The 25,430-nt window shown below is 49.9% G+C and carries 24 protein-coding genes and 1 tRNA gene; 17 read left to right on the top strand and 8 right to left on the bottom strand.

Features of this window, described 5'->3' with window-relative positions; genetic code table 11:
* Nucleotides 1–339 precede the first annotated feature (339 nt).
* From LG200_RS02975 to LG200_RS02955, 5 genes are all read left to right on the top strand, one after another.
* Nucleotides 340–1,863 (top strand): fumarate hydratase, encoded by a 1,524-nt coding sequence (locus LG200_RS02975; protein ID WP_226756110.1) that lies wholly within the window; start codon nucleotides 340–342, stop codon nucleotides 1,861–1,863.
* A 9-nt stretch (nucleotides 1,864–1,872) separates the two neighbouring features.
* Complete coding sequence (locus LG200_RS02970; protein WP_226756109.1) at nucleotides 1,873–2,940, top strand: NADH:flavin oxidoreductase/NADH oxidase; 1,068 nt, start codon at nucleotides 1,873–1,875, stop codon at nucleotides 2,938–2,940.
* Nucleotides 2,941–2,950: 10 nt separating this feature from the next.
* A complete protein-coding gene (iscX, locus tag LG200_RS02965) occupies nucleotides 2,951–3,145 on the top strand; it encodes a Fe-S cluster assembly protein IscX (protein WP_226756108.1) in 195 nt (64 codons plus the stop codon).
* 65 nt (nucleotides 3,146–3,210) lie between these two features.
* Nucleotides 3,211–4,584 carry a phosphomannomutase/phosphoglucomutase gene (locus tag LG200_RS02960; RefSeq protein ID WP_226756107.1) on the top strand — a complete coding sequence of 458 codons (1,374 nt, stop codon included), beginning with the start codon at nucleotides 3,211–3,213 and terminating at the stop codon, nucleotides 4,582–4,584.
* On the top strand, nucleotides 4,584–5,057 hold the full coding sequence (locus tag LG200_RS02955) for a retropepsin-like aspartic protease family protein (protein WP_226756106.1): 474 nt from the start codon (nucleotides 4,584–4,586) through the stop codon (nucleotides 5,055–5,057). Before LG200_RS02960 ends, LG200_RS02955 begins: the two co-directional genes overlap by 1 nt.
* A 211-nt stretch (nucleotides 5,058–5,268) precedes the next feature.
* On the opposite strand, the gene LG200_RS02950 is transcribed toward LG200_RS02955, so the two are convergent.
* Nucleotides 5,269–6,900 (bottom strand): alpha-D-glucose phosphate-specific phosphoglucomutase, encoded by a 1,632-nt coding sequence (locus LG200_RS02950; protein WP_226756105.1) that lies wholly within the window; start codon nucleotides 6,898–6,900, stop codon nucleotides 5,269–5,271.
* A gap of 109 nt (nucleotides 6,901–7,009) precedes the next feature.
* Between LG200_RS02950 and LG200_RS02945 the strand changes: the two genes are divergently transcribed.
* The 8 genes from LG200_RS02945 to LG200_RS02910 all read left to right on the top strand — a co-directional run bounded on the left by LG200_RS02945 (nucleotide 7,010) and on the right by LG200_RS02910 (nucleotide 13,351).
* Nucleotides 7,010–7,085: transfer RNA gene (locus LG200_RS02945), tRNA-Lys, on the top strand.
* A gap of 582 nt (nucleotides 7,086–7,667) precedes the next feature.
* Nucleotides 7,668–7,805, top strand: coding sequence for a DUF3149 domain-containing protein (locus LG200_RS02940; protein WP_226756104.1), 138 nt, complete (start codon nucleotides 7,668–7,670; stop codon nucleotides 7,803–7,805).
* 162 nt (nucleotides 7,806–7,967) lie between these two features.
* Nucleotides 7,968–8,744, top strand: a complete 777-nt coding sequence (locus LG200_RS02935) for an elongation factor-1 alpha (protein ID WP_319004533.1) — start codon at nucleotides 7,968–7,970, stop codon at nucleotides 8,742–8,744.
* 120 nt (nucleotides 8,745–8,864) lie between these two features.
* Nucleotides 8,865–9,650 (top strand): TIGR01458 family HAD-type hydrolase, encoded by a 786-nt coding sequence (locus LG200_RS02930; protein WP_226756102.1) that lies wholly within the window; start codon nucleotides 8,865–8,867, stop codon nucleotides 9,648–9,650.
* 17 nt (nucleotides 9,651–9,667) lie between these two features.
* Nucleotides 9,668–10,222, top strand: a complete 555-nt coding sequence (locus LG200_RS02925) for a YqiA/YcfP family alpha/beta fold hydrolase (protein ID WP_226756101.1) — start codon at nucleotides 9,668–9,670, stop codon at nucleotides 10,220–10,222.
* Between the two features lie 197 nt (nucleotides 10,223–10,419).
* Entirely contained in the window at nucleotides 10,420–11,292 is an 873-nt protein-coding gene (dapA, locus tag LG200_RS02920; protein ID WP_226756100.1) for a 4-hydroxy-tetrahydrodipicolinate synthase, read from the top strand.
* Nucleotides 11,293–11,320: 28 nt separating this feature from the next.
* On the top strand, nucleotides 11,321–12,544 hold the full coding sequence (gene bamC / locus LG200_RS02915; RefSeq protein WP_226756099.1) for an outer membrane protein assembly factor BamC: 1,224 nt from the start codon (nucleotides 11,321–11,323) through the stop codon (nucleotides 12,542–12,544).
* Between the two features lie 33 nt (nucleotides 12,545–12,577).
* Complete coding sequence (locus LG200_RS02910; RefSeq protein WP_226756098.1) at nucleotides 12,578–13,351, top strand: MBL fold metallo-hydrolase; 774 nt, start codon at nucleotides 12,578–12,580, stop codon at nucleotides 13,349–13,351.
* A gap of 138 nt (nucleotides 13,352–13,489) precedes the next feature.
* Here LG200_RS02910 and LG200_RS02905 read toward each other — a convergent pair whose 3' ends face one another.
* The 4 genes from LG200_RS02905 to LG200_RS02890 all read right to left on the bottom strand — a co-directional run bounded on the left by LG200_RS02905 (nucleotide 13,490) and on the right by LG200_RS02890 (nucleotide 16,385).
* On the bottom strand, nucleotides 13,490–13,699 hold the full coding sequence (locus LG200_RS02905) for a hypothetical protein (protein WP_226756097.1): 210 nt from the start codon (nucleotides 13,697–13,699) through the stop codon (nucleotides 13,490–13,492).
* 182 nt (nucleotides 13,700–13,881) lie between these two features.
* Entirely contained in the window at nucleotides 13,882–14,712 is an 831-nt protein-coding gene (locus LG200_RS02900) for a secretin N-terminal domain-containing protein (RefSeq protein ID WP_226756096.1), read from the bottom strand.
* Nucleotides 14,712–15,200, bottom strand: coding sequence for a DUF7931 domain-containing protein (locus LG200_RS02895; RefSeq protein ID WP_226756095.1), 489 nt, complete (start codon nucleotides 15,198–15,200; stop codon nucleotides 14,712–14,714). Before LG200_RS02895 ends, LG200_RS02900 begins: the two co-directional genes overlap by 1 nt.
* Before the next feature lie 18 nt (nucleotides 15,201–15,218).
* Nucleotides 15,219–16,385 carry a cupin domain-containing protein gene (locus LG200_RS02890; protein ID WP_226756094.1) on the bottom strand — a complete coding sequence of 389 codons (1,167 nt, stop codon included), beginning with the start codon at nucleotides 16,383–16,385 and terminating at the stop codon, nucleotides 15,219–15,221.
* Nucleotides 16,386–16,464: 79 nt separating this feature from the next.
* Here LG200_RS02890 and LG200_RS02885 point away from each other — a divergent pair, with 79 nt between their 5' ends.
* Together LG200_RS02885 and LG200_RS02880 are read left to right on the top strand one after the other, a co-directional pair.
* Entirely contained in the window at nucleotides 16,465–16,926 is a 462-nt protein-coding gene (locus tag LG200_RS02885) for a peroxiredoxin (protein ID WP_226756093.1), read from the top strand.
* Between the two features lie 10 nt (nucleotides 16,927–16,936).
* A complete protein-coding gene (locus LG200_RS02880) occupies nucleotides 16,937–17,416 on the top strand; it encodes an FKBP-type peptidyl-prolyl cis-trans isomerase (protein WP_226756092.1) in 480 nt (159 codons plus the stop codon).
* A 169-nt stretch (nucleotides 17,417–17,585) separates the two neighbouring features.
* On the opposite strand, the gene LG200_RS02875 is transcribed toward LG200_RS02880, so the two are convergent.
* The 3 genes from LG200_RS02875 to LG200_RS02865 form a co-directional block, all read right to left on the bottom strand.
* Entirely contained in the window at nucleotides 17,586–17,834 is a 249-nt protein-coding gene (locus LG200_RS02875; protein WP_226756091.1) for a hypothetical protein, read from the bottom strand.
* Nucleotides 17,835–17,930: 96 nt separating this feature from the next.
* Nucleotides 17,931–20,462 (bottom strand): DNA mismatch repair protein MutS, encoded by a 2,532-nt coding sequence (mutS, locus tag LG200_RS02870; RefSeq protein WP_226757285.1) that lies wholly within the window; start codon nucleotides 20,460–20,462, stop codon nucleotides 17,931–17,933.
* Between the two features lie 204 nt (nucleotides 20,463–20,666).
* Nucleotides 20,667–22,883, bottom strand: coding sequence for a TonB-dependent receptor family protein (locus LG200_RS02865; protein WP_226756090.1), 2,217 nt, complete (start codon nucleotides 22,881–22,883; stop codon nucleotides 20,667–20,669).
* A gap of 356 nt (nucleotides 22,884–23,239) precedes the next feature.
* On the opposite strand from LG200_RS02865, the gene LG200_RS02860 reads away from it, so the two are divergent.
* Together LG200_RS02860 and LG200_RS02855 are read left to right on the top strand one after the other, a co-directional pair.
* Entirely contained in the window at nucleotides 23,240–24,553 is a 1,314-nt protein-coding gene (locus LG200_RS02860) for a histidine kinase (protein ID WP_226756089.1), read from the top strand.
* Nucleotide 24,554: 1 nt separating this feature from the next.
* Nucleotides 24,555–25,193 carry a response regulator gene (locus LG200_RS02855; protein WP_226756088.1) on the top strand — a complete coding sequence of 213 codons (639 nt, stop codon included), beginning with the start codon at nucleotides 24,555–24,557 and terminating at the stop codon, nucleotides 25,191–25,193.
* Nucleotides 25,194–25,430 lie beyond the last annotated feature (237 nt).

The raw sequence follows: 25,430 nt of genomic DNA, 5'->3' as shown, positions 1-25,430 counted from the left end.
CTCACAATAGCCAGCAAAATTCGCCGCAGGCCACCTTAACAACATGCCGAATCAAATTGCACATTACCTTTCCATCTGTATGGCCATTACTACAGGTATGACTAGCAATTTCTGTTTTATTAAAAGTGGCACAATGAAAACATGGATATTGCCGCAGCAGCTCACTCGGCTCTTCCAGTAGCAAGATCAATAACGACTATGCCTCGGTCAATGAGCAAACAAATATCATCTACTACCATCAAGTCATCTGCGTGGCTAAGATTCATGCAGATTTTTACATGCGGTGCTAGCCTTGATGCAGGGTATAATTCCTGCATATCCACAAACTCAAGCAGCAGCATGGCATTGATCCGCCAAGAAGATTTTATCAGCAGCATCCACCAGGCTTTGCAATATATTGCCTGTTACCACGCGCCCGACTTTCTGCATGCAATGCATGAGGCCTGGCAGCGAGAGCCCTCTCCTGCTGCCCGCGATGCCATCGGCCAGATACTCATCAATTCCTATCTTTGTGCCAATGGCCAGCGCCCGCTGTGCCAGGATACGGGTATTGTTGTGGCTTTTGTCCAGGTGGGCATGAGTGTGCAATGGCAAACCGAAATGAGCTTGCAACAGATGGTGGATGAAGGTGTTCGGCGTGCCTATACAGATGCAGATAACCGCTTGCGTGCCTCTATTGTGAGCGACCCGGCAGGCAAGCGCCTTAACACGCGTGACAACACGCCCTCCGTGGTGCATGTGGAAATGGTGTCTGGGGATACGGTGGAAATTCATATTGCGGCCAAGGGCGGCGGCTCCGAGAATAAGTCAAAACTTGCCATGCTGGAGCCGTCTGACAGCATTGTGGATTGGGTATTGCAGGTTGTGCCTGAAATGGGCGCAGGCTGGTGCCCACCGGGCGTGCTCGGTATCGGCATTGGCGGTACTGCTGAAAAAGCCGTATTGCTGGCCAAGCAGTCATTGTTTTCAGCGATTGACATTCAGGCATTGCAGGCGCGCGGCGCGCAAACGCGTACGGAAGAACTGCGGCTGGAAATCTACGAGAAGGTCAATCGCCTGGGCATAGGCGCACAAGGGTTAGGCGGTCTCACAACGGTACTCGATGTCAAAATACTGGAAGCCCCCACCCACGCCACCTCATTGCCTGTTGCGATTATTCCCAATTGTGCAGCCACCCGTCATGTCCACTTCACCCTGGATGGCAGCGGCCCAGCTCAGTTGCCGGTACCAAAGCTGGAAGACTGGCCTCAGGTAGTGCTGGATGCCAGCACACCCATGCGCCGCGTCAACCTTGATGAGCTAAGCAAGGCTGACATCAAGGATTGGCAGCCGGGCGAAAAGCTGCTGCTCTCTGGCAAACTGCTTACCGGACGTGATGCTGCGCACAAACGCATCGTGGACCTGATTGCCCGTGGAGAACCAATGCCGGAAGGGCTGGATTTCACTAATCGCTTTATCTATTACGTCGGTCCGGTAGACCCAGTGGGGGAAGAGATCATAGGTCCGGCCGGCCCAACCACTGCTACCCGCATGGATAGATTTACCGACACTATGCTGACCAAGACCGGCTTGCTTGGCATGATAGGAAAGGCAGAACGCGGAGAATTGACAGTCGATGCCATACGCCAGCATCAGTCAGTCTACCTGATTGCCATCGGCGGTGCGGCTTACCTCATTTCCCAGGCCATCAAGGCATCCCGCGTGGTAGCTTTTCCCGAGCTGGGCATGGAAGCCGTCTACGAATTTACGGTGGAGGACATGCCCGTTACCGTGGCAGTAGACAGCCAAGGCCATTCAGTGCATGAATCAGGTCCAGCGGAATGGCGACCACGGATTGCCGATATCCCCATATTCAGTCACTAAGGAATATTAATGGCCAAACTTTTCACTCCCATCACCCTGCGCAAGACAGAAATCAAGAACCGTATTTTTGTCGCCCCTATGTGTCAATACTCGGCAGTGAATGGCATTGCCAACCACTGGCACCTGGTACATCTGGGTGGGTTGGCAGTCGGTGGTGCAGGACTGGTGATGGTGGAAGCCACAGCCATATCCCCTGAAGGGCGCATCACCCCTTCCTGCCTGGGATTGTGGTCAGAAGAGCATGCGCAGGCGCTGCAACCTATCGTGCAGTTTATCCGGGAGCACGGCGCCATTCCGGCCATCCAGATTGCCCATGCAGGCCGCAAGGCTTCATGTGATGTGCCCTGGCGTGACGGCAAGTTTTTATCCAAGGAACAAGGCGGATGGCAAACAGTTGCGCCTTCTGCCATTCCTGTCACACCTGAGCACGGCACACCAGTTGAACTAAGCCATTCTGATATCCAGGAGATAGCGGCACAATTTCTAGCAACAGCAGAACGTGCACTGGCTATCGGCTTTGAAGTATTGGAACTTCACTGCGCCCACGGCTATCTGTTGCATGAGTTTCTCTCTCCCCTCTCCAACCAGCGTCAGGACGAATATGGCGGCAGCCTGGAAAACCGCTGCCGTCTGACGTTGCAGATCGCCAAAGACCTGCGCAAGTTCTGGCCGCAGGACAAGCCCGTGTTTGTGCGCATTTCCGCAACCGACTGGGTGCAAGGCGGCTGGGATATAGAGCAATCCATACAGCTTGCCAATTGGCTGAAAGAGCTGGGCATAGACCTCATAGACTGCTCCAGCGGCGGCTTGATCCTGGATGCCAAAATACCGACAGGTCCGGGCTACCAGACGGTATTTGCCGAGCGCATCCGCAAGGAGGCCGGCATAGCCAGCGGTGCGGTTGGTATTATCACATCCGCCCTGCAGGCGGAACATATCCTGGCCACCGGGCAGGCAGACGTCATCCTGCTGGCTCGTATATTATTAAGTGATCCGCACTGGCCATTGCATGCAGCCAAGGAATTACATGTAGATTTAACCTGGCCGGAGCAATATGTCCGAGCCAAGCACCTATAAGGAAAGCAGAATGAAATGGACTGATAGCCAGCGCATTGCTGAAGAACTATTTGATCAATATCCAGACGTGGATCCAAAGACCATACGCTTCACCGATTTGTATGACTGGATACTGAAACTGGATGGCTTCAATGACGACCCCAGCAAATGCGGCGAAAGAATATTGGAAGCCATCCAGTTGGCATGGATAGAAGAAGCAGAATAAAGCTGTGCATGTACGGAAAAACACTTAAAGACTTGAATAACAAAGGTTTGACCAGAAGGAGTTCCATGATTGCGCCAAAAGAAATCTTCAAGGCCTATGATATTCGCGGCATCGTCGGCAAGACCCTAACGCCTGAAGTGGTGGAAGCCATAGGCCAGGCTATAGGCAGTGAAGCTGCCGCGCGCCAGCAAAAGGCCATCTGCGTTGGCTACGATGGACGCCTGTCCGGCCCGGAACTGGCTGCTGCCCTTTCTCGCGGTATACGCAAAAGTGGGCTGGACGTCATCAACCTGGGATTGGTTGCCACCCCCATGGTGTATTTTGCCGCCTTCCACCTCAACACAGATTGCGGCGTCATGGTGACCGGCAGTCACAACCCGCCAGAATATAACGGCCTGAAAATGGTTGTCGCCGGTGAAACTCTTTCCGGCGATACCATCCAGCGCCTGCGCCATCGCATAGACAACAATGATTTCACCACTGGCAACGGCAGTGAAAGCAGCTTTGACATTGCGCCTGCCTATATAGACCGCATTGCTTCAGACATCAAACTCAAGCGCCCGCTCAAACTCACCGTGGATTGCGGCAATGGCGTACCAGGGGCATTTGCCGGAAAGCTCTATCGTGCGCTTGGTTGTGAAGTGGAAGAGCTTTTCTGCGAGGTGGATGGCAACTTCCCCAATCACCATCCCGATCCTTCCGTGCCGGAAAACCTGGCTGATCTGATCGACAATCTAATCAATGGTAGCTCTGAAATCGGTTTTGCATTTGATGGCGATGGCGACCGCCTGGGTGTGGTCACCAAAGACGGCAGCATCATTTACCCTGATCGCCAGTTGTTGCTGTTTGCCGAAGACGTGCTCAAGCGCAACCCGGCTGCCACCATTATTTACGACGTCAAATCCACGCGTAACCTTGCCCCTTGGATCAAGCAGCGTGGCGGCAACCCGCTGATGTGGAAAACCGGCCATTCATTGGTCAAGGCCAAGATGAAGGAAACGGGCGCAGCGCTGGCTGGTGAAATGAGCGGCCATATATTCTTCAAGGAGCGCTGGTATGGCTTTGATGACGGCCTTTATTCAGGTGCCCGCCTGCTGGAAATCCTCAGCCAGTTCGATAATCCATCGGATATCCTCAATGGATTGCCAGACAGCGTGAGCACGCCCGAGCAGCATATCAATATGCAAGAGGGTGAACCGCACAAGCTGATTGCAGAGTTACAAGCCAGCGCAACCTTTGATGGTGCGGATGAAGTCATCACCATTGACGGCCTGCGTGTGGAATATCCTGACGGTTTTGGCCTGATGCGCCCATCCAACACCACACCAGTGATTGTGCTGCGTTTTGAGGCAGATAATATCGCTGCCCTCAAGCGTATCCAGGAACAGTTCCGCCACGTGATTCTGGCTGCAGCACCAGACGCAAAGTTGCCGTTCTGATGTCTGGCGGCAAGGTACTCTGGATCGCCGTCTGGCTTACATTGGCAGGCGGCCTTTACTATCTTGCCGACAGCATGCTGAATCCGAACAAACTTTCGGTGTTAGGTGAAGCCAGTACTGTCACCCTTCAACGCGGACCAGATGGACATTATCGTGCAGAAGCGCTTATTAACGGCATCAAGGTAGATGTATTGGTAGATACTGGCGCAACCGGCGTCGCCATTTCGCAAGACATTGCCGACAAGCTGAATCTCAGCAGCAACCATGCCATTCGCACCTCAACCGCCAATGGCAACACGGTAAGCTATATGACACGGCTCGAATCAGTCAGGATTGGCGGGGTTGAGGCCAAGAATGTGGCGGCTGTTATTGCCCCCGGACTCAATGGTGACGTATTGCTTGGCATGTCTTATCTGGGACGCATGGATGTCAGGTTATTCCAGGGGAAAATGACTATTACGCAGGTTGAATGAATTTCGCATCACCACTTTTTCATTGAAGATCGCGCTTTGTTTACATCCAGCCTGACTTTCCTGTAAGTCAGGCTGCACATACCAACCGTTGACACGGGCTTTAACCCGTCCACCACTGGAGAGTTGATTCACCTGGCGCCCCCGGGAGCCCAGATGTCATGAATCAACGCTCAAACACAGACTTTCAATTCCTATCTCGAATGGATGCATATCAGGTGATGACCGTGGGCTGCTCCCGGCCTGTACGCTGCTTCAGCTCGGAAATCTGATTTGCAATCTGGATCATCTCGGCCAGTGCATCCTGGGCGTCAAGGCTATGCTTCGCCATATCAGTTTCAAATGCTTCCAGGTAGATTCTCAGGGTAGCGCCTTCAGTGCCCGTGCCGGAAAGGCGGAACACAATCCGTGAACCATCCTCAAACAGGATACGTATCCCCTGTTTGTGACTCACACTTCCATCTACAGGGTCGGTATAACTGAAATCATCACAGGTCTTGACGGTGTAACGACCAAACTGCTTGCCGGTAAGATTAGGAAAACTGTTGCGGACGTGTTCAATCAGGCTGTTTGCCGCATCGCTTGGCAACTCTTCATAATCATGGCGCGAATACACATTGCGCCCAAACTGCACCCAGTGCCGCTTCATCAGCGTTTCCACCGGCTGGCGTTTGATGGCCAGGATATTGAGCCAGAACAATACTGCCCACAGGCCATCCTTTTCACGTACATGGTCTGAACCAGTCCCAAAGCTTTCTTCACCACATAATGTGACCTTGCCTGCATCCATCAGGTTGCCAAAAAACTTCCAGCCGGTCGGCGTTTCAAAACAAGGAATCCCCAGCTCTTCAGCCACACGGTCAACAGCTGCACTCGTAGGCATGGAGCGCGCCACACCGGCAATCCCTTTGGCATAGCCAGGTGCCAACCTGGCATTAGCCGCAATCAAGGCTAGGCTATCGGAAGGCGTCACAAAAAAGCGCTTGCCCAGAATCATGTTACGGTCACCATCACCGTCAGAGGCCGCGCCAAAATCAGGTGCATATTCACCATACATAATTTCCACCAGATCATGCGCATAGGTCAGGTTGGGATCAGGATGCCCACCACCAAAATCCGGCAATGGCACAGCATTGAGCACCGCACCCGCGTCAGCTCCCAGCTTGTCCACCAGGATGGCGCGCGCATAAGGCCCAGTTACCGCATGCATGGCATCAAAACAGATACGGAAGCCACTAGCCAGCAACTGGCGGATTGCCTCAAAGTCAAACAGCTTGTCCATCAGCTTAACATAGTCGGCCACGGCATCTATCACCTGTACCTTCATCCCGGCTAGGTCGCTTTCGCCTATGACATCCAGTGCCACGTCAGGAGCATCCACTATCTGGTACTGGCTGATCCCTTTACTCAGCGCATAAATCGCTTCAGTCACCTTTTCCGGTGCTGGCCCTCCATTGGAAGTGTTGTACTTGATGCCAAAATCTCCCTGTGGGCCGCCTGGGTTGTGGCTGGCAGAAAGAATAATTCCACCAAAAGTCTGATATTTACGGATGACGCAGGAAGCCGCAGGCGTGGAAAGAATCCCATCTTGTCCAACCAGTACCCTGCCGAACCCGTTGGCTGCCGCCATCTTGATAATGATCTGGATAGCTTCGCGATTATAAAAACGGCCATCTCCACCTACCACCAGGGTTGCACCCGCAGGTGCGGAGATTGCATCGAAAATACTTTGTACAAAATTCTCAAGATAATGTGGCTGCTGGAATACAGTCACGCGCTTGCGTAAACCGGAAGTTCCCGGTTTCTGGTCATTGAAAGGCTTGGTCGATATTGTTTGAATTGTCATGCACGCGCTTTCGATATGAATTTGGATAAAAATGTAACTTACTCGATAAAGTTGCTGGTTTCAAGTTGACACACAGCCTCAATCTCAGCATAATTGCGCCTCTCGATTGGGGGCATTAGCTCAGTTGGTAGAGCAGCGGACTCTTAATCCGTTTGTCGTAGGTTCGACCCCTACATGCCCCACCAGAAAAATCAAAGGCTTGTGCATCAGCACAAGCCTTTTCCATTTCTCTTTCCCGTCCCACTTAATTGACAGGCAACTTCAGACAATACTTTGCCTCCTATCTATTAAAGCCTCATAGACATAATTTCGCGCAACCAGTTATTCAGCTGGATCAAGCTCCGTAGTCATGTCTTTCATCCAGATGAGGCCAAGGCGTGTTGCACCGGCATATGGGCCCGATGGCAAGAAGCTGTATTTAGTACCAGGCTGAAGATTCATTGCCTCAAACTCCATCTGCTTCAGATCTGAAGGCTTTTATTGCTATCTGTCATTTTTCTAGTAATTGACGCATTCCAAAATACCATGATGAAGACATGGTCCAGAACTTTGTGGTTTTATTACCACTACGATAAATCCAAACAGTTCCTGCTCGAACATTGAGATCAATAATGCAAAAACTGTATCAATTTGGCTACATCAAAATAAAACACATAATTTTTTTATGGTTATTTAACCTTTTTTAAAAAAAGGTCTTTACTCTTTTTTATAGAAGCGTAGGATCCTAATCAGGCCTACAGCAAATAATTGTAAAAAAGGAGAACGTCATGCTTAAGGTGCTATTTGGCTCATGGGTAGGAATTGCCTCAATATCCACCATCATCCTTACTATTCTTGTAGTGACTTACTGGGTTGGCTTTTGCGTAATCAACGCCCGCAAAGAGCGCGAGCAATCATTGCGCTGAGTAATTGCTCGCCTGTGCCTCCGTGAATGAGAAGCCAATGACCGCATCAATCGCATAACGGCTTTTCATTCTCAAATATCCCTAATAAAATTAGGTGTTATATCTCAAATTGAGTTATTCTTTGCTCTGCTTGTACTTTGTTAATGCTTGACGAGACTGTTTATGAAAGACACTTCCTCCAGCCTTCCCTGGCTAAATTTGCCCAACCTTCCTACTTCACTCAAAGTTTTATTTGCCGGCTATCTTTTAGTGATTGGTGTTGGTCTCTGTATGGCCGGGTTACAAATCATGCTGACTCATGGCATGGCCGATGGGAAATTAGGTCTTTCCAAGGATGATATTGTTTATAGTTATTATGGTGATCGCAGTGGCAGCAAACTGGAGAGCAAGCTTAATGGCTCTATGAAGGACCATGCACCACCGGCAGTTAAACTGGAAATCATCAAATGGGCACGAGAAGGCGCACCTGAAGCAGAATGGGAAAACCACTTCAAAGGGGTGTTTGCTCAACATTGTGTCATGTGCCATAGCAATATTCCCGGCATTCCCAACTTCACCAAGTTTGACGAAGTCAAAAAAGTAGCTGCCATCAACGAAGGTGCCAGCGTGCAAAGCCTTACCCGCGTGTCACACATACACTTGTTCGGCATCAGTTTTATTTTCTTCTTTATGGCTTTTATTTTCAGTTTTGCGGTGAATGTGCCACGCATATTGAAGATTCTAGCGATTGCCTTCCCGTTCGCCTTCCTCATCCTGGACGTACTCTCCTGGTGGCTGACAAAATGGAATCCAGGCTTTGCGTGGCTTACCATTATCGGCGGCGTAGGTTACAGCATCGCTTCCACCTTCATGTGGTTCACCAGCATGTACCAGATGCTCATCCTTTCCCGCAATGGCAAAATCTACGGTAACGCCTGGGAAGCTGACTTGAAGCATTAAGCAAGTTGTCACAATATCGTGCTAGGCTACACGGAGGCTCCTGCCTCCGTTGTTTTTCATGAATACCGGCACAGGCTTTGCTTGAGATCTACTAGACATACCCCACTAGGAGAACTCGCGATGGATACGTCTTCTGTTAATGCAGTCTTGTTTGACCTGGATGGTGTACTGCATATCGGCAACAGTCCGATAGAGGGTGCCATTGAAACCGTTGACCTGCTGAGGGTGCGAGGCATTGCCTGTCGCTTCCTCACCAACACCAGCACCCTTTCCCGCAAATCTCTGCACAAAAAGATCACGGGTATGGGGTTTTACATTTCGCCTGAAGAAATCATCAGCGCACCAGAAGCAGCACTCAGATACCTTGAGCAATTGGGTAACCCTGTATGCCGCTTCCTGCTGACCGAAGACGTCAAGCAGGATTTTTCACATTTTCGTCAATCTAAGACCGATGCTGAATATATTGTTGTAGGCGATATTGGTGATGCATGGTCTTATGAAATGCTGAATGAAGTCTTCAATTGCCTGAAAAATGGCGCCAAGTTGATTGCCATACATAAGAATCGCTTCTGGCAAACAAACGAGGGGCTGAAAATGGATATTGGCGGTTTTATTGATGGCCTCGAATATGCGTCAGGCACTGAAGCCATGATTATAGGCAAGCCCTCAACCGCCTTCTTCCAGATTGCATTGGCAGACCTGAAGGTGCCAGCTTCTGAGGCTCTGGTCATTGGCGATGACATAGACTCTGACATTGGCGGTGCACAAAAAGCGGGCCTGAGGGGTATCCTGGTGCGCACGGGCAAATTTCGCCAATCCTACCTTGAGTCCTCAACCATCAAGCCTGACATGGTGATAGACTCCATCAGCGACCTACCGCCCCTGCTGGGCTTGGTATCCTATTAACATCGGAAAGCGGATATTTGAATATTGTCTATATGCCGGGCTTTAACTCTAGCCCACTGAGTGAAAAATCCAAACTATTAACAGCACAATTCCCGGGGATTGTGATCCCCGACTACAACTCCTGGGACCCAGAAATATCCTATGCCCAGCTTACTCATTGCATAGAACCCCTGCTTTCAGAAAAACTTCTACTCACAGGCTCATCACTGGGCGGCTTTTGGGCTTATCACCTGGCCAGCCAATATAAATTACCTTGCTTGTTGATCAACCCCTGCATGTCACCTGAAATCAGTCTCCAGCGTTATGTAGGCCCAGTAGAAAATTTCTATACCCACGAAACCGGCTTATTGACCAAACATCACCTGGCTCAATATCAGCGGTTCCGCTTCCCTGGCAAACCAAGATACATCACGGTATTACACGAGCAAGGGGATGAATTGATCCCCTATCAGGAAAGTGTGAAAAACTTTGTCGGCAAGGCAAAACTATTGCTCCCGGGGGCAGGAAATCATCGTTTTGCACGCACGGATTTGCTGCTGGAAAATATACGTTTGATGACAAGGCGATTTTAGTATTGATGTTGTTTGATGGCATCATCATCTGGAAGCCAAATTAATGGGGTGTTTTCAATTGGCAATTGCAGCGCGAGGGTCAATGAAAAGCGCCGCCCTCACAATGTTTTACCATATGGCGATGGCATAAAATCATATTATTGTTATGCCAGTTTCAGTTAGAATGTTCAGGTTTATTCATTATCAGGTTGTTTAACATGCTGCAAGGCAGTCTCGTTGCCATTGTCACCCCCATGCACGATGATGGCAGTTTAGATATCAAGGCATTACGCTCACTTATAGATTTTCATGTCGAACAAGGCACTGACGGTATTGTCGTTGTCGGCACTACAGGTGAATCTCCTACTGTGGACTTCACTGAGCATGCGTTGCTGATCCAAACAACTATAGAACATGCAGCAGGCCGCGTTCCGGTCATTGCAGGCACTGGTGCCAACTCGACTAGCGAAGCAATCGCACTCACCCGCAAGGCCAAAGAACTAGGAGCAGACGCCTGCCTTCTGGTTGCACCTTATTACAACAAGCCAACACAAGAAGGTTTATACCGGCACTTTCATGCCGTGGCTGAAGCCGTTGATATCCCGCAAATTCTCTACAACGTGCCAGGCAGAACTGGTTGCGACATCAACAATGACACTATATTGCGCCTGGCCGGCCTCAAGAACATTATCGGCATTAAGGATGCTACTGGCGGCATAGAACGCGGTACGGATCTTATTCTGCGAGCCCCGGCCGATTTTGCAATTTACAGTGGTGACGATGCAAGTAGCCTGGCCTTATTATTGCTCGGTGGACACGGGGTCATCTCCGTTACTGCCAATGCAGCCCCCAAGCTCATGCGTGAGCTGTGTGTAGCTGCACAAAATGGCAAAATCGATGAAGCACGCAAGATTAATGCAAAACTCTTCGCACTTCACCAGAAATTGTTTGTCGAAGCCAACCCAATCCCTGTCAAATGGGTATTGCAAGAGATGGGTTTGATTCAAGGTGGCATCCGTTTACCTTTAGTGCCACTTTCAGCTCAATTCCATGAAACATTACGCAGCGCCATGAAGCAAGCCGCTGTTTGATGCTACCGTTTACCAGTCAAGAGAAACCATGAATCAATTTACTTTCAAACCTGTTTTATTGGCCACATTACTGACCCTGACAGTAAGCGGTTGTGATTCAATTCCATTTATTGACACCAGTTCCGACTACAAGGCTGCTGGACGTTCACGCCCCCTGGAAGTGCCTCCTGACCTGACCAACATTTCCGCCAGTGACGCCTATGCTATCCCCGGCGCTGCAACCAACTATTCTGATTACAGCCAAGGCTTGAATGAAAGCGGCCAGCAGGAAAATGAACAGGAGAAATTGCTACCTACGCCTGACGGGGTCAAGATGGAACGGGCAGGATCTCAGCGCTGGCTAGTGGTCAATGCACCACCAGAAAAGGTATGGCCAGTGATTCGCGAATTCTGGGCTGACCTGGGTTTTGCTGTACGTACCGAAAATGCACAGACCGGGGTTATGGAAACCGAATGGGTAGACCCGAGCTCACTGCAATCGGATGATAAAAGCTACCTGGAGAAATTCCAGGGATGGCTGGACAAGCTCAACAGCCTGCAAAGCCGCCAGAAATTCCGTACCCGTATTGATCGCGGCCAGGAAGCTGGTACTACTGAAATCTACATGAGCCATCGCGCTGTCAGCAATGTTCCAGATGATGGCAAGGTCAAGGTTCGCACTATTGCGGGTGAGGTTGAGATGGGCTATGCCCCGACTAAGACCTCTAGAAACAAGGGAGATGAGGCCAAGTCCACTGCTGAAGACATTGATGCAGAATTGTTACGCCGCCTGATGGTACGCCTTGGAGTCGAGGAAAAGAAATCACGCGCCATCATTGCCAATCCGACTACAGAGCTACGTGCAAACGTCAACAAGGAAGCGGATGGCACCTTGAACCTTAGCACCAATGATGCATTTGATCGTGCATGGCGCCGTGTTGGCCTTGCCCTGGATCGCATAGGTTTTGTGGTTGAAGATCGAGACCGATCCAGTGGCTTGTTCTTTGTACGATATACCGACATTGATATTGATGACGCCCCCAAAGAGAAGAAGGGCCTGCTGGCAACCCTGAAATTCTGGGGTGATGACAAGGATGAAGGCAACGATAAATCTGGCAAGAAGCGTAAGTCAGGTGAAAACCAGTATCACGTCAAGGTGGAAAATTCCAGTTCCGGTGGCTCCATAGTCACAGTAACCGACAAGGATGGCAACCGCGAGCATTCCAGCACGGCCAACCGCATTATCACGCTACTTTATGAGCAACTGAAATAACCATGTTCTACCGCCTGCCAGTCCATTATCCATATGCGCTTTGCCTCGCTGGGTAGTGGCAGTGCGGGCAATGGCCTGATTGTCGAGCAACAGACCACCCGCTTATTGCTTGATTGCGGTTTTGGACTGCGTGATGCCGTCGCTCGCATCCACAGGCTGGGCCTGGAGCCTGAACAGATCACCGGCATTCTTGTCAGTCACGAGCATGACGACCATACCAGTGGAGTCTTCAAGCTTGCCAACAAGTATGGCATCCCTGTCTGGATTACACATGGCACCCTCGCCATGAGCGAGAGATTAATCCCCAAACAACGAAGTTTTAAAATTCATACTATAGACAGTCACCAGCGGTTCAGTATCGCTGATCTGGAAATACACCCTTACCCGGTTCCACATGATGCGCGCGAACCTGTGCAGTACCTATTTGAAGATGGCCGGCACAAACTGGGGATACTGACGGACACCGGCTGCTCAACACCACACATAGAAGCCATGCTGACTGCCTGTGACGCGCTAGTGCTTGAATGCAATCACGATATTGCAATGTTGCAGAATGGCCCTTATATACGATCACTCAAACAACGGGTAGGTGGTCGCTTGGGGCACCTGGACAACGAAAGTGCGGCCACCTTGCTTTCCAGGCTGGACAACAGCAAGTTACAACACATCATTGCCGCCCATCTCAGTGAAAAGAACAACGCACCAGAACTGGCACGTGCCGCGCTAAGCCGCAGCCTGAATTGTGAAAGTGAATGGATAGGAATTGCGGGACAGTCGCTGGGCTTTGATTGGCGCCAGTTAGTATAGCCGCAGCAGGGCTGCTATACCCACGGCACACACCTGTATCACTAAAAACCTTGTATGCGCCACACAAAGCAAAAAGCCGACATTAAGTCGGCTTTTTGCTTAGATAATTCAAAGCTGGCCTAATAAGCCAGCGTTAAATTACTTAGCTTCTTCAGCTGGAGCTTCTTCAGCAGGTGCTGGAGCCTCTTCAGCAGGTGCAACTTCAGCTGGAGCTTCTTCAACTGCAGGTGCTTCAACTGCAGGTGCAGCTTCTTCAACAGCAGGAGCTTCAGCAGGAGCTTCTTCCTTTTGACCACAAGCGGTCAGAGCAAGTGCGAGCAGAGCGGCAAGCAGAGCAGAACGTGTCATTTTTTATCCCTTAAGATGTAGACAATAATAAATATAAAACCAGTTACGGTGAGCCTTAAACAACCAACCGAGTGCCAAAAATTTTACCAGCTCTCACAAAAAATACCACTGTTTTTTGGCCTAGAAGCCTTATTTGACACAAATTCACAGGTTTTTCGCTAAAAATATCCATTCTAAAGAACTTAATCGATGCGGATTCGCAATTGTGTGCTTTTCCCCTCTGCATATTGGCCTTGCGAAAGGATCTCACTGCTCACCTGATCGCGCCCTTTCATGACACCTCCAAGATCAAGCCATTCTCCCGGAGTCACTCTTACAATAGTGGACAACTCCTCGAAATCGATAAATCCGCGTTCATTCAGGCGAGCGATGCGTGGTGTTACCTCAAGCTCCACCTGACTGCCTATATATCGAGGCCGCACTGCAAAGCCTGTAGAGATTTCGTGAAACTCCGTTGTCTGCTGCACATTAAGGTAACGCTGTGTCAATGCCATCCATTGCTGGGTATAAGGCACAGACTGCCCTACACGTATAAATGCACGCTCACCATCAATCACAGTAACAAACTCTTGCCCACTATGGCTCACCTGGCCTTGGCTACGTTCAAGATTGATATTGAGTCCAGCATTATCCTGCCGCCTGTCTTGAGAATATGTTTGCGAACCATCAATTGTGCCTATTTCAATATTGCCAAACCGGCCTCGTCCATTCACACCTGTTTGCCTGGCCTCACTCTGCATATCATCCTCATGGCTGATAGTGATTCTCAGATTACGCCGGGCAGTATCCAGTCTTGCCACCAGCTCTTCCACTGCCTGCATGCGCTCCGGAGTCGCACGTACCACCAGATGATTATCTATGGCACTCACTGTGCCCCCAGGTCCCACCAATGGCTCCACTGCAGGCATGATGTCTTGCGGAAAACGATGTTGCAGCGTAATCATCTTGAAATCGAGCGCCCCCGCCTCTGCACGAACAGCCATCAGCACCAGCATTATCAGCAATAATCGCATCACAGCCCCAGACGAGTTAATGTAAACCTGTGGGTAGAAGACTCCAGCAACTCGGCAAAACGCCGATTCAGCATGCTACTGGCATCCAAGTCATTGAAAGCATACTTGAATCTGGCATGGCCGGCATGAAAACGTCGCACATAATGCCTGTTATCAGCCACAATAAATGGATCCATGGCCACTCGGGCCTGGTCTGAAGCCTGATAAACCACGAGGCGATGCCCATATTGCTGCACCAACTTCAAGAGGCGAAAACAATGTAGTTCCAGATAGCTTGTATCGTGCAATACCATGGTAAGAGTGGAGTGGATACTATTGGCAAAAAAATCGTGCAATTGCTGGTAGCGGAGAGCACTAGCGTAATTGCCTGTTCGTAGATCAATATCAAAAATCAGCAGGCTGGATTCAGCCCTTCCAATGATGCAATCAAGTGTATGTGCATAATCGAATTCGCCGAGCAGGATTTGATGTTCCGGCAATGAGCTCATGATGGCTTAAAGCTCTGTTCAAACAAATTGCACATACCCGGCCTGGTACCAGCCAAGCAATTGCTCAATCAGCTCAGCATCATTCAGCAACTCCTCGGTAAAACGAGAGCTGGCCAATTGCCTGTCATCCGCCAATTCCACCCATAGCGCATGATGGGCAGGTAATGTACTCAGCTGCTCTCCGTTCAGAAAAAAAGAGTTTCCATGGAACAGCATCTGGCTCTTGCCAGACAATGCAATTCCTTTTTTGGCCAAGCGTTGCCTAAAGACTTTGAGCGTCACACTGGCAGGGCTGTCAAAGACAATATGGCATTTTGGCTCAGAAAGATATCGCCCAATAAACTCTGCAATATCCTCCTTTTCCCAGCGGATTGCGTTCAGCATATTGCTCACCTTTTGCACCATATGCTGCTCAATTTCTGCCGGATGCTGCTGCAATGGGAGATCCGGGTCGGCATACATGCCTGTCAACTTGATTTTGTCCTGCAAGAAGCTCAGGAATTCACTCGCCAATTCTTGAGCGGATGGTGCACGGAAACCAATTGAATAGGTCATACAGGCGCCGACCGCTATTCCCCAATGTGCCACGTGGGGTGGCAGATACAACATATCCCCCGGCTCCAACACCCATTCCTGCTCTGTCTGGAAGTTTTGTAGGATACGCAAGGGAACGCCCTCGACCAGCGCCAGGTCCTTTTGCTCGCTGATACGCCAGAGACGCCTGCCCTCGCCTTGCAGGAGGAAGACATCGTAAGAGTCAAAATGCGCGCCAACACCACCTGCGTCAGGTGCAAAACTTACCATCAGGTCATCCAACCTGGCATGAGGCACAAATCTGAATTGCTGCAACAGCTGATCGGCTTCAGGCAAATGATGATTGACACCCTGCACCAACAACGTCCAATCCTTGGGTGGCAACTTGGCAAATCGCCGTTCATCAAAAGGGCCATTCTCAACCTTCCAGCCGGATTTCTTATGAGAAATCAGACGCGATTGCACATCACTTTCACAAGCAAGCCCAGCCAGCTCATCTGGGCTGAGTAGCCCACTGAAACCGGGAATCGCCTGCCTGATCAATAGAGGTTTTTTCTGCCAGTACTCAGCAAGAAACTGTTCTGCATTCATGCCGCTCAGCAAGGCCAATGGCTGAGATAGAGAATAATGGTGCGTCGGATTATTTTTCATTCACACATCATATCCCATTGCTTACGCCGGTTAGAAATTAGGTTAGAATCTCGACTATTCACTTACTGCAAATCACGCCATGTTGCAGCAAAATACTCCAGCGCCGGATTTCACATTGCCTGATGCAGATATGCAATCCATCAGCCTATCCCAGTTGCGCGATAGTATTGTCGTACTCTACTTTTATCCCAAGGACGACACTCCCGGCTGCACACTGGAGGCCATTGAGTTCAGTGACCTGGAAGACGAGTTTATACGCCACAATGCGCTGGTCATCGGCATCAGCCGGGATGACTGCATCAGTCATGCTGATTTTCGCGATAAGCATGGCCTTGCCGTCAGCTTGCTCTCTGACATGGATGGCAAGGTATGCCAGCAATATGGCGTATGGCAGGAAAAAGAAAAGGATGGCATCAGGAAAATGGGCATAGTCCGCTCTACATTTGTCATCGACACTGCCGGAATGTTACGCTTGGCGCAATATGGCGTCACAGCCAAAGGCCACGCTGCCGAAATACTTAATTTTATTAAATCAATTTGAAGGGTTTTTCATGCAAATCGCCATGAACACTGTTGTAACCATTACCTACGAACTGCGCGATAGTGATGGCAATGTCCTCGAAGCCAGCAAAGAACCAGTCAGTTATTTACACGGTGGCTACGACAACATTTTCCCGCGTGTAGAAGAGGAACTACATGGCAAATCCAAAGGTGACACGATTGAGCTCACTTTGGAGCCTGCTGACGCATTTGGCGAGTACGATGAAGAACTGGTACAAATGGAACCAGCTTCTGCGTTCCCTAGCCAGGACCTGAAAGTAGGTATGCAGTTTGAAGGTGAAGATGAATCCGGCGAAGTGATTCTCTATACCATCACCAACATTGAAGATGGCAAGGTCGTTGTGGATGGCAATCATCCATGGGCCGGCGAACGTGTTTTATTCAAGGCATCTGTCACGGATGTACGTACTGCTGGCAAGGAAGAGGTAGAGCACGGGCATGTACATGGCGCGGGCGGTCATCACCATTGATGATGGTATTCTTCATCCCATAAAAGATGGCGAAGTAAATACACAATCTCTCTTAAGCTGGTTTTCAACAGATATGTGAGACAGGCAATAAAAAAAGCAGCCACTGGCTGCTTTTACTTTGATCAATCCGGCGACATACGCCGCTACGCTATAGCTTCAGCAATAGAGATCAGGCGCAAGACACCTGGCGCACTGTCTTTTTTGCACGTGCATGCTTTCTCTTGGCTAGACGTTCGTTAATACGCGACTGCCTGGCTGCAAGTGCCCAGTTATAGCTGGTCCAACCGGCAGAAATTGCCAGAGCAGAACCACCAGCGATCAACGCACCGGCCATTTCATCGGCGAACCAGCCGATCATGGCAACTAAAGTGGAGAACACCACTGGAATGACTATCTTGATGAAATACTCGACGACCATATTTTCCTTTTGGGATTAAGTTATTGAACCGTAGCCTTTGATAAAGGTTACGGTTCATATTGTCGCAATGAGTTGTTTCAGAATTATGTCCAATCCCTAACTTAATTTTTTCAATTTGTACAAAACCTCCAGGGCCTGCCTGGGTGTCAACTCATCAGGATCTATAGTTTCCAGCTCAATCACCACTGGATGCACTGGTTGCTCAGGTTCAATTTGCGCTGCTACAAACATGTCTCCTTGCCACGCAGAGGTTTGGCTCTGCTGCGCCACCTGGCTCTGTTCCAGCTGGGCAAGCTTGCGCCTGGCGGCATTTACAACAGACCTTGGAATCCCAGCCAATTGGGCTACCTGCAAACCATAACTCTGACTGGCTGGACCTTCTTCCACGCTATGCAGGAAAACGATGCCATTCCCGTGTTCAACGGCATCAAGATGAACATTGGCCGCCTGCTTGAAGTCCTCGGAAATGCGCGTGAGCTCAAAGTAATGCGTGGCAAACAATGTATAACTACGATTTTTTTCCAGCAGTTGCCGCGCCACGGCCCATGCCAGCGAAAGACCATCAAAAGTGGAAGTTCCGCGCCCTATTTCATCCAGCAACACCAGGCTGCGCTCAGTAGCATTATGCAGAATATTGGCAGTTTCGGTCATCTCCACCATAAAAGTGGAACGTCCTCCAGCCAGATCATCTGAAGCCCCGATCCTAGTGAAAATACGGTCTATAGCACCCAGACGAGCAGAGGCTGCGGGCACAAAACTCCCACAATGCGCCAATAGCACAATCAGCGCAGTCTGCCGCATATAGGTTGATTTACCCCCCATGTTGGGACCGGTAATCAACAGTAACTGGCGATAAGGGGATAAAGAAACATTATTGGCAATAAAGGGTTGGGCCAATTGCTCAACCACGGGATGCCTGCCGCCAGCGATTTCCAGCCCTGCCTCAGTAGTGAATTCAGGCGCCACGTAATTGAGTACGTCTGCCCGTTCAGCAAACGTGGCCAGTACATCTAGCTGGGCAACAGCATCAGCATGCTGCTGCAACCTTGGAATATGCGGCAACAGGCTTTCCAGCAACTGCTCATACAAACATTTTTCACGAGCCAATGCACGCTCGTTGGCGGAAAGCACCTTGTCTTCAAACGTCTTCAAATCTGGGGTAATAAAGCGTTCAGCGTTCTTCAAGGTCTGCCGGCGACGATATTCAGCCGGTACTGTCTCTGCCTGTGCACGGCTGATCTCGATGTAAAAGCCATGAACGCTGTTGTACTCCACCTTGAGGTTATTGATGCCAGTCCTCGCACGCTCATCAGCTTCATACTTGAGCAGAAACTCGCCACAATTGGCTTGTATTCCGCGCAACTCGTCCAGCTCTGAGTCAAATCCATCGGCAATCACCCCTCCTTCGCGCAATATAGCGGCAGGTTCATCCTTGACGGCAGCCAGCAACATCTCAAGCACATCCTCGGGGACTTGCAAGCTTTGTAACAACGTTTGCAGCAACACTGATGACTGCTGTTGGAGCTGTTGTTGCAATAATGGCAATTGACGGAGGCTGTCACGCAAACCCGACAGGTCCCGTGGCCGTGCACTTTTCAAGGCGATACGTGCCGTGATGCGCTCTATATCCCCGATATTTCTCAGCAAAGGCCTGAGCGCTGTGTATTGTGCTTGCAGACTTGCAACCGCCTCATGCCGGCCAAGGATTGCCTGTTGATGCTGCAAGGGATGGTGCAGCCAGAAACGTAGCAACCGCGCACCCATCGCGGTCTGCGTAGTGTTGAGCAAGGAATAGAGTGTAGGGGATGGTTCACCACGTAGCGTCTGGTCTATCTCCAGATTGCGCCTGGTCGCAGCATCCAGCTGGATAAAACTGCTGGCCTGCTCTACTGACAGCCCATTGATATGAGGCAAGGTGGTACGCTGGGTATGCTTGACGTAATCCAGCAATGCGCCCGCCGCAGCTATTGCTGCTTGCATATCCGCGCAGCCAAAGCCATTCAGATCATACGTATTGAATTGCTTGATCAAGGACTGCAAGGATGAATCAATATCAAACTGCCATGGAGCCAATCGCCTTTTGGAGCATTTGCTCACCTCAATGGCAGTATGAGAAAAATCATCCGCATGCAGGATTTCTGCCGGACTGATGCGTTCCAGCTCCTGCCCGAGCAGACCTGGTGCAATCTCACTCAATACGAAGCGACCAGAGGCAAGATTGATCCATGCAAGACCCAGCACACCTTCCCCTCTAGCCACTGCCAACAACAGGTTATCCCGTGTATCGTCCAGCAATGCCGCATCCGTCAATGTGCCAGGTGTGAGTATCCGTGTCACTTGGCGCTCGACTGGGCCCTTGCTCTTGGCAGGATCACCGATCTGTTCACAAATAGCTACAGCCTCGCCCAGCTTGGCAAGCTTGGCCAAATATTGCTCAGCGGCGTGATAAGGCACCCCCGCCATGCGTATTGGCTCGCCATTGGAGGCTCCACGCTTCGTCAGGGTAATGCCTAACAGGCGCGACGCCTTTTCAGCATCATCATGAAACAGCTCGTAAAAATCACCCATCCGATAAAACAGCAGCATGTCCGGGTATTGCGCCTTGATCCCCAAGTATTGGCGCATCATCGGGGTATGTTGTTCAAGAGAAGTGCTGTCGTTTGTGCTCAAGTTAGTAACCTATCTGCCCTCGCCTGAAGCAAGGCTTATCCATCATTACAATTCCATTTATTATAGCCGTAGCCCCCAGATTCTCTGCGCAAAAAAACGCCCCACATAGGGGGCGTTGAACAAAAACCTGGGAACAAGTCCCAGGGGAAGGATCAGGTTGCACTAAAAGTCGTAGCGTACGCCACCAAACACTTGACGCTGGCGGCCTGCAACCATGCCGTCTACACGGCTTGCAAGGTATTCCTTGTCTCCCAGGTTATGGCCGCTGACAAAAAAGGTCGCCTTGCTGCCAATTGGACGATAGCTGGCAGAAGCGCTGATCAAGGCGTAGGACGGAATGGTACCGGTCAGTCCTGACAGACTTGCCGCGGTAGTATTGGTATTGTCCGCATATTGCTTGCTGACATAGTCCACCCCGATGCGTGCCTCAAACCCAACTGGATGCTGATAGCCGAAATTGACCGATGCAATATGCTTGGGTGCATATGTCAGGCGATTACCACTATCGAAGCTGTCGGTAGTAACATCGCCATCTTCATCAACAATCGTGCGGCTGTTCCTGAACTTCGCGGTGAACAGGCTGGTGTAGTTACCGGATACATAAAAATTATGTGGTGTATCGTATACCGTGCCCAAATCAACACGGCCTGCGATTTCCAACCCGGTATGCTGGGCCTTGCCTGCATTGATAAAGCGTCCGGAACCGTCACCTGTGCCAATCACGATATTGTCGAAATCAATATTGAACAGCGTGGACTCCACTGTTACCCCCTTGAAGTAATGACTCCTGACCCCGAATTCAATATTGGTGCTTTTCTCGGCCTTGGTGCGGCTTGCCACCACGTCGCCCAAGGTATTCTGGGCAATATCCCTGTCTGGTCGCGGAGGCGCATAACCACGGTGGATGCCAGCAAAGAAAGTGGTGTTGGCAATCCCGTTCCAGGCCACTCCCAGGCCAGGCAGATAGACTGTCTCGTTGTTATCGTATTGAATGTCTTGCAAGGCGCCTTCCGCACGGGCAATATTCGTGCGCTTCTTCACATCCTCCACGCGCAACCCTGGTGTCACGCTCCAGTTGCCCAGATAAAAGGTATTCTGGGCATAATAGGATTTGGCCTCGACATCAATCCGAATATCCTCACGATGGCTACCATTGGCAATCGCCCAATTCAGGCTCTGCGCCAAAGGGTTACCGTCACGGTATTGATTGCGGTTCTGGTCTTCCTTGTGATAACGGAAGCCAATCACGGCATCACTCTCGATACCAAACAAGCTGTGGCTTATATCCAGTCTCGGCTCAACACCCCAATAATCAAAATCACGGGGACGCCAGCGACCGCCACACTGTGCCGAGTTTGCCTCCGTCGCCACTACGCCTGCACAACGATCCATTTCCGAGCGGCCTCCCAATCCACCTGGATCATTGATCTGGCGAAAAGATGCACGCTCGGAATTGGCATAATAAAATTGCGTGCTCAGCTTAGCCTTGTCGTTCACCTGGAAAATGTGCTGCAGTTGTAGGGTCTTTCGGGTGTGATTGAAAGAGTCTTGCTTGCCAGTAGGTGCCTGGTATTTGTCCTCATTGTATTCAACCAGGCCCAGACCGGTTTCCGAAACGCTGGAATTCTCTTCATACCAGCCCACCTTGGCGATCAAGGTATTGCGGTCATCAAGGTTCAATTGCCCTTTCAAGGTCAGCTCATTAATCTCAAAATCGTGGTTCCTGCGAATACCATCCCCCTTGCGGTTGACAGCATCCAACATGATCCCGCCCCAATCGCCACCGGTTCCGATATTGACGTGTCCGCCACTGAAGTTGTTATTGCCAATAATCGCCATGACACTCGCCTGGAATTCTTTTGGCACAGGCTTAGTCACGAAATTGATCATGCCGCCTATCGTTTGGGGGCCATATAGAGTTTGTCCAGAGCCTTTCACTACCTCAATGCGGCTTACACGATCCAGCGGAGTGGAGTAATGTGCCGACGGATCGCCATATGGCGCCAGGAACAATGGCATGCCATCCTCCATCAGCAAAGTGCGCGAAGTACGGCGCGGATTCAGGCCACGAATACCAATATTGGGAGCAAGGACGAAGGCATCTTCGCCCACTATATTAATGCCGGGCACCTGGTTCAATGCCTCACGGACGCTGAAAGGCTGGCGAGACTTCAGCTCCTTTTCATCCACGACATTGAAAGAGCCTGGAACCGCTTCCAGACGGTCAGGCAGGATACTGGTGACTTTGACCTTATCAGTCAGCAATTGCTCATCACCTGGTGTGGCCTTTGCTGTATCTTGCTGGCTGGCTAGTTCTGCCGCAAAAGCCGGCATCACAAGAATCATGGCGGCCATCCCCATCATTGGTTTTTTAATCACGTTGGAATTCCCTCTTAATCTCATTAATGTCAGGTTGAACTTCAGGACCAACCTGGTCTTCTCCATAAATATCACTGATTTTTTGTAATTGTAAAAAAATGTAATCAGCAACAGGCGAGAGTTTCCGGGGATAAGCCCAAACCTAAAAGGGGAATTCATCACAAATGATTCCGGGAATAAATCCCGAATATATTAATTATTAATCTCCATTGTTAAATTATGTAATCAACCACACAATCAGGAAATATTCACAAACCTCCCATCTACCAGGCGATTTCAGGAAAAAATCACTTCCTCATAATGATTGCGCTATTCAAAATACCCTGATAATGAACACTTACCATCCATCCTCCCCCATGATCACATTCTGGAGTCGTTTTAATCAGTCTCACCGTGATCTTGTTATCGCTACTTTCACTATCGCCAGTGTGTTTTTTGTTTCGGCAAAACTGGATCTTTCAGAAAAATTTGTTGAATGGGCTTTACTCCACGAATCTCTCCAATTGGATGAACTGCCATTAGTATTGTTTTCAGCTGCAGTAGTTGCCATCTGGTTTTCTCGCCGCCGTATGCGTGAAGTTGTAGCAGAAGCCACACGTCGCGTAGAGGCCGAACATGCATCCAAAGAAAGCCAACGCATGTTCAAAACGCTCTTTGATCAAGGATTGTGCGGTAATTTTGTAGCAGATTTGCAAGGAAACATCCTTATTTGCAATCAAGCATTTAGCAGCATGTGCGGAAGAAGTGAAGCCACCCTTAACCTGAGTAATGCCTTAGGAAAAAACTGGGATGACTTGTGCAACAAACTGAAGGTAGTCGAAAAAGTGGATATTCCCGAACTATCTGTGAAGCGCCCCGATGGGGCACCATGGATTGTCATGGCCCGCTTGACCTGTACGCTGGATAGTCCGGTAGCGGAACAGAAAAATATTCATGGGTTCTTTACCGACATCACGGAGCAGCATCTGGCTGAACGTGAACTTGCTCTCCTGTTTAAAGAAAACCAATCGCTGGCACGTCACGCCATGCAAGTACAGGAAGAGGAACGCAGAAACATTGCGCGAGAAATCCACGATGAAATGGGGCAGTATTTAACTGCTATCCGGCTGGACATTGCTTCTCTGCCTAAAGATGCCGACAACACCATCGCTGAACATGCAAAACGTATCAATTCACATGTGGAGCATATTCAACAAGGGGTCAGGGGCCTGATTCACCGGCTACGTCCCACTGCGCTCGATGCACATGGCTTAATTGAAGCAGTGGACCAGTTGGTGAATGAATGGAAGAAGCAACACCCTGGCATCACCTGCTCATTAGTTCTAGAAAAAAGCTGTCAGAACCTGCCTGAAAAAATCAGCATAGTCGCTTATCGCATTGTGCAGGAATCCCTGACCAATATCGCACGCCATGCCCAAGCACATTCTGTTGACGTCAAGATCATGCGTACACGAGGTATTTTATCTGACACCCTCTCTATTGAGATACGAGATGATGGTATAGGTTTTAAACCGCACTCCCCGCGTGCAGGATTCGGGCTTTCAGGAATGCGAGAAAGGGTGGAGGCTGAGGGCGGCGTTTTTTACATTCATAGCAATGGCACAGGGGTTTTGATATCAGCCAGCATCCCATTGACCACAGCATCACAAGCAATTCAGGAAAATAAATAAAATGGCTCATAAAATATTGCTAGCCGATGATCACGCTGTTGTGCGCAGCGGCTTACGCACATTATTGGAAAATGCAGGTTATAAAATCATCGCAGAAGCAGAAAATGGGGAACGCACCTCCATTCTTTGGCAAGAGCATCATCCTGATCTGGGAATCCTGGATTTAGATATGCCGGGAATAGGCGGGCTTGAAACACTGCAACGGATTATCGCGCGCGATGCCAACGCAAAATTGATTATATTCAGCATGCATGATGACAATATCTATGCCGCGCGCGCCATGCAAGCTGGCGCCAAAGGCTATGTCGTTAAAACCGATGCCCCCGAAGTATTGCTCGAAGCAGTGAAGCAAGTACTGCGCGGAGGACGATACATTGGTCACGAACTGGCCCAGCATCTGGCCATGGATCGTTTCTCACCTTCAGAAAATCCCTTGGAGAAACTCTCCCCTCGCGAATTCGAAGTATTCAGGCGCATAGCCGAAGGCGTTTCACTGGCGGGTATTGCAGAACAATTGCACATAGGATACAAAACTGCAGCCAACATCCAAACGCAGGTCAGGCAAAAGCTGAATGTTCAAACTACCGGCCAACTGGTCCATATGGCAATCCGGTTCGGCATCAGTCAAAAACGCGAATAGCAATAACGATTCAATGACTTGAACGTCAAGCAATTATCTTTCGATGATAAAAAAAAACCAGGTTGGATGCCTGGTTTCAGTATAACCTTAGTGGTATGGAGTATGGACAACATGCCTGGGAGCTAGGCTTACTTATTCCGCTGGGTGCGCAAGTTGTTCATGTGTATCGTATGCCTAAGCTCATAGATAATCCATCAAGTAATTCCCTAAAATGATCGGGATTTATTCCCAATAAGG

It is taken from the genome of Methylobacillus caricis (assembly GCF_020532705.1).
Classification (GTDB): Bacteria; Pseudomonadota; Gammaproteobacteria; order Burkholderiales; family Methylophilaceae; genus Methylobacillus; species Methylobacillus caricis.
Note: the sequence above shows the minus strand (reverse complement) of the source record. Positions and strands in the feature narration are given on the sequence as shown.

Bases quoted from the DNA above. Each gene is read 5' to 3' on its own strand.
- LG200_RS02975 (WP_226756110.1), top strand. From the start codon at position 340: ATGGCATTGATCCGCCAAGAAGATTTTATCAGCAGCATCCACCAGGCT.
- LG200_RS02970 (WP_226756109.1), top strand. From the start codon at position 1,873: ATGGCCAAACTTTTCACTCCCATCACCCTGCGCAAGACAGAAATCAAG.
- iscX (WP_226756108.1), top strand. From the start codon at position 2,951: ATGAAATGGACTGATAGCCAGCGCATTGCTGAAGAACTATTTGATCAA.
- LG200_RS02960 (WP_226756107.1), top strand. From the start codon at position 3,211: ATGATTGCGCCAAAAGAAATCTTCAAGGCCTATGATATTCGCGGCATC.
- LG200_RS02955 (WP_226756106.1), top strand. From the start codon at position 4,584: ATGTCTGGCGGCAAGGTACTCTGGATCGCCGTCTGGCTTACATTGGCA.
- LG200_RS02950 (WP_226756105.1), bottom strand. From the start codon at position 6,900: ATGACAATTCAAACAATATCGACCAAGCCTTTCAATGACCAGAAACCG.
- LG200_RS02940 (WP_226756104.1), top strand. From the start codon at position 7,668: ATGCTTAAGGTGCTATTTGGCTCATGGGTAGGAATTGCCTCAATATCC.
- LG200_RS02935 (WP_319004533.1), top strand. From the start codon at position 7,968: ATGAAAGACACTTCCTCCAGCCTTCCCTGGCTAAATTTGCCCAACCTT.
- LG200_RS02930 (WP_226756102.1), top strand. From the start codon at position 8,865: ATGGATACGTCTTCTGTTAATGCAGTCTTGTTTGACCTGGATGGTGTA.
- dapA (WP_226756100.1), top strand. From the start codon at position 10,420: ATGCTGCAAGGCAGTCTCGTTGCCATTGTCACCCCCATGCACGATGAT.
- bamC (WP_226756099.1), top strand. From the start codon at position 11,321: ATGAATCAATTTACTTTCAAACCTGTTTTATTGGCCACATTACTGACC.
- LG200_RS02910 (WP_226756098.1), top strand. From the start codon at position 12,578: ATGCGCTTTGCCTCGCTGGGTAGTGGCAGTGCGGGCAATGGCCTGATT.
- LG200_RS02905 (WP_226756097.1), bottom strand. From the start codon at position 13,699: ATGACACGTTCTGCTCTGCTTGCCGCTCTGCTCGCACTTGCTCTGACC.
- LG200_RS02900 (WP_226756096.1), bottom strand. From the start codon at position 14,712: ATGCGATTATTGCTGATAATGCTGGTGCTGATGGCTGTTCGTGCAGAG.
- LG200_RS02895 (WP_226756095.1), bottom strand. From the start codon at position 15,200: ATGAGCTCATTGCCGGAACATCAAATCCTGCTCGGCGAATTCGATTAT.
- LG200_RS02890 (WP_226756094.1), bottom strand. From the start codon at position 16,385: ATGAAAAATAATCCGACGCACCATTATTCTCTATCTCAGCCATTGGCC.
- LG200_RS02885 (WP_226756093.1), top strand. From the start codon at position 16,465: ATGTTGCAGCAAAATACTCCAGCGCCGGATTTCACATTGCCTGATGCA.
- LG200_RS02880 (WP_226756092.1), top strand. From the start codon at position 16,937: ATGCAAATCGCCATGAACACTGTTGTAACCATTACCTACGAACTGCGC.
- LG200_RS02875 (WP_226756091.1), bottom strand. From the start codon at position 17,834: ATGGTCGTCGAGTATTTCATCAAGATAGTCATTCCAGTGGTGTTCTCC.
- mutS (WP_226757285.1), bottom strand. From the start codon at position 20,462: ATGATGCGCCAATACTTGGGGATCAAGGCGCAATACCCGGACATGCTG.
- LG200_RS02860 (WP_226756089.1), top strand. From the start codon at position 23,240: ATGATCACATTCTGGAGTCGTTTTAATCAGTCTCACCGTGATCTTGTT.
- LG200_RS02855 (WP_226756088.1), top strand. From the start codon at position 24,555: ATGGCTCATAAAATATTGCTAGCCGATGATCACGCTGTTGTGCGCAGC.